Origin of the sequence: Micromonospora sp. NPDC049799, from assembly GCF_040656655.1 — a bacterium.
Lineage (GTDB): Bacteria > Actinomycetota > Actinomycetes > Mycobacteriales > Micromonosporaceae > Micromonospora.
In genome coordinates, this window is record NZ_JBFAMU010000289.1 from 1 (window position 1) to 6,252 (window position 6,252).

At 71.5% G+C, this 6,252-nt stretch carries 5 protein-coding genes and 1 pseudogene; 2 read left to right on the plus strand and 4 right to left on the minus strand.

What is annotated here, in order from left to right; translation table 11 throughout:
- Positions 1-322 precede the first annotated feature (322 nt).
- Positions 323-2,161 (plus strand): glycoside hydrolase family 15 protein, encoded by a 1,839-nt coding sequence (locus AB0I76_RS20060; protein WP_357037446.1) that lies wholly within the window; start codon positions 323-325, stop codon positions 2,159-2,161.
- Here the strand turns inward: AB0I76_RS20060 and AB0I76_RS20065 are convergent.
- Genes AB0I76_RS20065 through AB0I76_RS20080 form a run of 4 tightly spaced genes read right to left on the minus strand, consistent with a single transcriptional unit; the run spans position 2,124 to position 5,763 of the window.
- Entirely contained in the window at positions 2,124-2,906 is a 783-nt protein-coding gene (locus AB0I76_RS20065) for a DUF2071 domain-containing protein (protein WP_357037449.1), read from the minus strand. The genes AB0I76_RS20060 and AB0I76_RS20065 overlap by 38 nt on opposite strands.
- Positions 2,907-2,965: 59 nt before the next feature.
- Positions 2,966-3,430, minus strand: coding sequence for a MaoC family dehydratase (locus AB0I76_RS20070; RefSeq protein WP_357037452.1), 465 nt, complete (start codon positions 3,428-3,430; stop codon positions 2,966-2,968).
- Positions 3,427-4,599 carry an acyl-CoA dehydrogenase family protein gene (locus AB0I76_RS20075; RefSeq protein ID WP_357037455.1) on the minus strand — a complete coding sequence of 391 codons (1,173 nt, stop codon included), beginning with the start codon at positions 4,597-4,599 and terminating at the stop codon, positions 3,427-3,429. The genes AB0I76_RS20070 and AB0I76_RS20075 overlap by 4 nt, the downstream gene beginning before the upstream one ends.
- Before the next feature lie 15 nt (positions 4,600-4,614).
- Positions 4,615-5,763 carry an acyl-CoA dehydrogenase family protein gene (locus AB0I76_RS20080; protein ID WP_357037458.1) on the minus strand — a complete coding sequence of 383 codons (1,149 nt, stop codon included), beginning with the start codon at positions 5,761-5,763 and terminating at the stop codon, positions 4,615-4,617.
- A gap of 115 nt (positions 5,764-5,878) precedes the next feature.
- On the opposite strand from AB0I76_RS20080, the pseudogene AB0I76_RS20085 reads away from it, so the two are divergent.
- A pseudogene (locus AB0I76_RS20085) lies at positions 5,879-6,190 on the plus strand (TetR family transcriptional regulator); the annotation flags it as partial.
- Between the last annotated feature and the right edge of the window lie 62 nt (positions 6,191-6,252).

The window sequence follows — 6,252 nt, forward strand, 5'->3', positions numbered from 1 at the left end:
GCGAGCCCGACCGCGACGGCGACGACGACGCCGCGCGACCGGCCGGGTCCGCGACCGGCCGGGGCGTTGAGCAGGTACGACGGCCTGCCGGTGCGACGCGACACCCGGATCACCTCCTGTCGATGTACGACGAGGGGCAGCCTAGCCGCCTTTTGTGACCCACGTCGATACTTTCCGGTCGGACGGACGAGACTTCTGTCGGTGAGTGACAGAAGTCGGTCCCTCGTACCCGGGTGGGTGGTGTGTGGGCGTCCGCGCCCCGGCGACCGCTCGCCGCGTTTACGGTGCGGTCTGAGGGTCGTGGGTGAGCGGGGAGGCCGGCATGCGGGGGTACGCACCCATCGAGGACCACGGCCTCATCGGCGACCTCCAGACCGCCGCGCTGGTCACCCGGAACGGCACCGTCGACTGGTTCTGCCTGCCCCGCTTCGACTCGCCCAGCGTCTTCGGCGCGCTGCTGGACTCCCAGCGCGGCGGCTACTTCGGAATCGCCCCGGACGGTGTGCGCTACGTGAGCAAGCAGCTCTACCTGCCCGACACGCCCATCCTGATCACCCGGTTCATCAGCGCCGACGGCGTCGCGGAGATCACCGACTTCATGCCGGTCACCGGCGAACGGGCGACCAACCGGCACCGGTTGGTGCGGATGGTACGGATGATCCGGGGCAGCATGCGCTTCAAGGTCGAGTGCCGCCCCCGGTTCGACTACGGCCGCCAGCGCCACGACCTGGAGGTCCGGTACGAGGGCTACGTCTTCCGCAACCCCTCCCTGGAACTGACGCTGAACCCGGTCGGCAAGGTCCGGCGACTGCTGCGGGAACGGGAGAGCGGCGACGACGCCGGGGACCTCGTCGGATTCGTCACGCTGCACGAGGGTGACACCGGTGGGGCCGTGCTGGAGTCGGCCGCCGCGCGCGGGCCGCGCGTCATCCCCGTCGACGAGGTCGAGGTGATGTTCGAGCAGACCCGCGACTACTGGCGGCACTGGCTCGACCGTTCGCGGTACACGGGGCGCTGGCGGGAGATGGTGGAGCGGTCCGCGATCACGCTGAAGCTCATGACGTACGCGCCCACCGGCGCCATGATCGCCGCACCGACCGCCGCGCTGCCCGAGGAGATCGGCGGCACCCGCAACTGGGACTACCGCTACACGTGGATCCGGGACACCTCCTTCTCGGTGCGCGCGCTGCTGGGGCTCGGCTTCACCGACGAGGTGAGCCGGTACATGAACTGGCTCGACGAGCGCATCCGCGAGGCCGGCGACAACGCCATACCGCTGAAGATCATGTACCGGGTCGATGGATCGTCGGACCTGGAGGAGGAGGTCCTCGACCACTTCGAGGGGTACCGCGGATCGGGGCCGGTGCGGATCGGCAACGGCGCGGCCGACCAGCTCCAGCTCGACATCCACGGCGAGGCCCTGGACGCGATGCACCTCGCGGACGAACAGGGCATCCGCGCGTCACACCAGGTGTGGCGCAGCACCGTGAGGATGGTCGACTGGGTCTGCGAGAACTGGGACCAGCCGGACGCGGGCATCTGGGAGAGCCGCAGCCACCCGCGCGACTACACGTACGGGCGGCTGATGTCGTGGGTGGCGTTGGACCGGGCCATCCGCCTGTCCAACCGCCACGGTCGCCCCGGCGACCTCACCCAGTGGATCCGGCACCGCGACGCCATCTACAACCAGATCATGCAGCGGGGCTACCACCGGGGCCGCCGCGCCTTCGTGCAGAGCTACGAGACCGACGTCCTCGACGCCTCGCTGCTCATCATGCCGTCGGTCGGCTTCGTGACCCCCACCGACCCGATGTGGCAGTCCACCCTGCGCGCCATCGACCAGGACCTGGTCTCGGACAGCCTCGTGCACCGGTACAAGCCCTCCGCCGCTCCCGACGGGCTCCCCGGCGACGAGGGCACCTTCAACATGTGCACCTTCTGGTACGTCGCCGCCCTCGCCTGCTCCGGACGGCTGGAGGACGCCCGCCTGACGTTCGAGAAGATGTTCACCTTCAGCAGCCACCTTCGCCTGTACGCCGAGGAGATCGCCCTCACCGGCGAGCAGATCGGCAACTTTCCCCAGGCGTTCAGCCACCTCTCCCTCATCACCACCGCCGTCGCGCTCAACGACCTCCTCGACGCCGAGGGGCGGCGGCGGTAGCGGAGGCGGGCCGGAGCAGCGGGACCGGTGGACCGAACCGGACCGGGACCCCGGGTGAGAACAGCACGCTGGCCGGTGGTCCGACCGGCGGCGGCAGGCCGGCCGCGGTGATCAGGTCATCGTCCAGGTGCAGCAGCTCGGCCCGGTGCAGGGGCCAGCGGGGATGCCAGTTCGGCAGGTGCAGCGTGCGCCCGTACGCCCGGGTGTGCAGCCCCCAGCGGGCGGTGACGAAGTGCTCCAGCGGGGTCGGCTCGGCGATCGGCGCACCCACCCGGACCACCATCCGGCTCGTCGCACCCCTCGGCCCCGGCCAGCGGCGCCGGCACCGGTAGGTGTACCGGTCACCGTCGGAGTCGACGCCCATCGCCGACCACAGGTACGGCAGCCCCAGCGTCGCCCGGGCGACCAGCACCGGGATCAGCCGGGACGCGTCCAGCGACCGGAACACCACCGCGCGCCGGCCCGTGTCGTCGACCGAGTACAGCCGGACGTTGGTCTCCCAGAAGCTGCCGAGGTACGGCACCGCCGGCCCCCGTCCGAGGCCCAACCCGACCATGCGGAAGCCGATCAGGCCGACGTGGGTGACCCCGTCGAGGGTGTCCGGACGGGTGCCGGCGGGCAGCAGCGGCGCGACGACCTCCGGCGCGACCGCCCAGTGCAGGAAGGTGAGCGCCTCCCAGCGCTGGCGCAGGACCGCCCACCCGAACGCCTGCTCGGGCGCCACGTCGACCGGCTCGCTGTCCACGTACCCATCCTGCACCGTCGGCGAGGTGGCACCGCTGGCATCGGGACGACGTCGGTCGGTCAGCGGGCGGCACCCCGGTAGAGGCGGCTGACCGCCTCCGCCACGCAGACCGGCTTGCCGCCCGCGTCGCTCTCCACGCTCACCGCCGTGACCACCTGGACGCCGCCGTCCACCGGGGACACCTCGCCGATCGTCGCGGTGGCGCGTACGGCGCTGCCCACCCGGACCGGGGCCGGGAACCGCACCCGGTTGAGGCCGTAGTTGACGCCCATGCCGACTCCCTCGACCCGGTACAGCCCGCCGACCAGTGACGGCAGCAGCGACAAGGTCAGGTACCCGTGCGCGACGGTGCCGCCGAACGGGCCCATCGCGGCCCGCTCGGGGTCGACGTGGATCCACTGGTGGTCGTCAGTGGCGTCGGCGAACAGGTCGACCCGGGACTGGTCGACCCGCAGCCAGGACCCCGGGCCGACGGTCTCGCCGACCGAGGCGGCCAGGTCGTCGATGGAGAGGAAGGTCTTCACGCCAGGTGTCCTCCGATCTTCGTGTAGCCGCGCAGCAGGTCGCGGGAGAGGATCAGCCGTTGCATCTCGTCGGTGCCCTCGAAGATCCGGTAGAGGCGGACCTGCCGGTACCAGCGCTCGATGGGCAGCTCGCGGGTGTAGCCCATGCCGCCGTGGATCTGGAGCACCCGGTCGACCACCCGGTTGACCATGCCGGCGGCGTAGAGCTTGCACATCGAGGAGGCGTGCCGGGGATCCATGCCCTGGTCCACCGTCCACGCCGCCCGCAGCACCAGCCAGCGGGCCGCCTCCAGCTCGGTCTCCGAGTCCGCGATCATCCACTGGATCGCCTGGTTCTCGCCGATCGGCCGGCCGAACGTCTCGCGGGTGTTGGCCTGGTCGATCGCCATCCGCAGCGCCCGCTCGGCGATGCCGATGGCGTGCGAGGGGATGGTGTAGCGGCCCTTGCCGATCCACTCCATACCGAGGGTGAAGCCCTGCCCGATCTCGCCGAGGATGTTGCGCTCGGGCACCCGCACGTCCTCGAAGACGAGCGCGGCCGGCCCGCCCTCCCCCATCGTCTGGATGAACTCCGACCGCCAGCCCATCGCCCGGTCCACCAGGAACGCGGTGGCGCCACCCCGGCGGGCGCCCTTCTCGGGGTCGGTCACCGCGATGACGATGGCGAAGTCGGCGTCGTGCCCGCCGGTGATGAAGGTCTTCTCCCCGTTGAGCACCCAGTCGCCGCCGTCACGGCGGGCGCTGAGCTTGATGTTGGCCGCGTCCGACCCGGCACCGGGCTCGGTGATCGCGAAGCAGCTCAGCCGCTCGCCCTCGATGGTGGGCAGCAGGAACTCCCGCCTCTGCTCCTCGTTGGCCTTGAACAGGATGTTGTCGGCCTCCCCGCCGAACCGGAACGGCACGTACGACCGGCCGATCTCGGTCCAGATCAGCGACTGGGTGATCGCCGGCAGGTCCATGCCGCCGTACTCCTCGGGCGTGGCGAGGCCCCAGAAGCCGAACGTGCGCGCCTTGAGCTGGAGGTCCCGCAGCTCGCCGCGTTCCAGGCCGGGCCGGTGCGCCCGTTCCCGCCGCAGCAGCTCCTGCTCCAGCGGCATGACCTCCCGGGCGATGAAGTCACGGGCCGTGTCGCGGATGGCCCGCTGCTCGTCGGACAACGCGAAGTCCATGTGTTCCTCCAGGGGTCAGAAGGCGTTGACGCCGGTGAGCGCGCGTCCGATGAGGAGCTGCTGGATCTGGCTGGTGCCCTCGTAGAGGGTGGCGACGCGGGCGTCGCGCAGGTACTTGCCAACCGGGTACTCGTCGATGTACCCGTACCCGCCGAAGACCTGGACCGCGTTGTTCGCCGCGCGGACGGCGGCCTCGCTGGCGAAGAGCTTGGCCATCGACGCCTCGGTGGCGAACGGTTCGCCCCGGTCGATGCGGTCGGCCACCTGCCACACCAGCAGCCGCGCGGCGGCGGTGTCCACCGCGATGGCGGCGAGCAACTGCTGCACCAGCTGATGGCCGGCGATCGGCTTGCCGAACTGGGTGCGCTGACCGGCGTAGCCGACCGCGGCGTCGAGGCAGCCCTGGGCGATGCCGACGCAGCCGGCGGCGACCGACATCCGGCCCTTGGCCAGGGTGGCGAGGGCCAGCCGGAAGCCGCCGCCGGCCTCGCCGACGAGCGCGGAGGCGGGTACGCGGACGTCGTCGAAGCGCAGTTCCCCGGTGGCCTGCCCGCGCAGCCCCAGCTTGCCGTGGATCTCGCGGCGGGTGAGGCCGGGGCTGTCGGTGGGCACCAGGAACGCGCTGATGCCCCGGTGTCCCGGGCCGCCGGTGCGGGCGAAGACCAGTGCGACGTCGGCGGTGGTGCCGTTGGTGATGAAGGTCTTGGTGCCGGTGAGCAGCCAGTCGTCGCCGTCTCTGACAGCGCGGGTGGTCAGCGCGGCGGCGTCGGAGCCGCTGTCCGGCTCGGTCAGTGCGAAGCAGCCCAGGGCGGTGCCGGAGCACAGCCGGGGCAGCCACCGCGCGCGCTGGTCGGCGGACCCGTACGCGGCGAGGGACTTCGCGACCAGGCCGAGTGAGACCGAGACGATGCCGCGGACCGCGGAGTCGCCCCGGCCGAGTTCCTCCAGCACCAGGCAGTAGGAGAGGTGGTCGCCGCCGGAGCCGCCGTCGGACTCGGGGATGGTCAGGCCGAGGAAGCCGAGGTCGGCGAGCTTGCCGACGATCGCGGGGTCGACGCGCTCCCGCCGGTCCCAGGCCGCCGCGTGCGGGACGACCTCGCGGTCGACGAAGTCGGCGGCGAGTTGGCGGACCGCTGCCTGTTCGGCGGACAGATGCAGGTCCATGGCCCATAAACTAGCGGTGCAAGTTTAATTCCGTCCAGACCCCCTGTGGCAGAGTTTCTTCACGGCCCACCGGGCCACCGGCCCACCCCGACCTTCAGATGCGGAGGAGGACGCGATGCCCCGACCGCGGCAGGCGCTGCTCAGCCGGCAGCGGATCGTCGAGGCCGCCGCCGCGCTCATCGACGCCGAGGGACTCGAAGGCTTCTCCACCCGGCGGCTCGCCGCCGAGCTGGGCGTACGCGGGCCGTCGCTGTACAACCACTTCGCCACCAAGGACGAGATCCTCGACGCGGTCGCCGACAGCGTCACCGCCCGGGTGGACGTGTCGTTCTTCGGCCACGTCGACTGGCGGGAGGCGCTGCGCCGGTGGGGGTACTCCTACCGCGCGGCGCTGGCCGCACACCCGCACATCGTGCCGTACCTGGCCTGGGTGAGGTGCGGGTACTGCTCGGCGTAGAGCCCGGGGTCCTCGACGAAGCCACGGGCGAA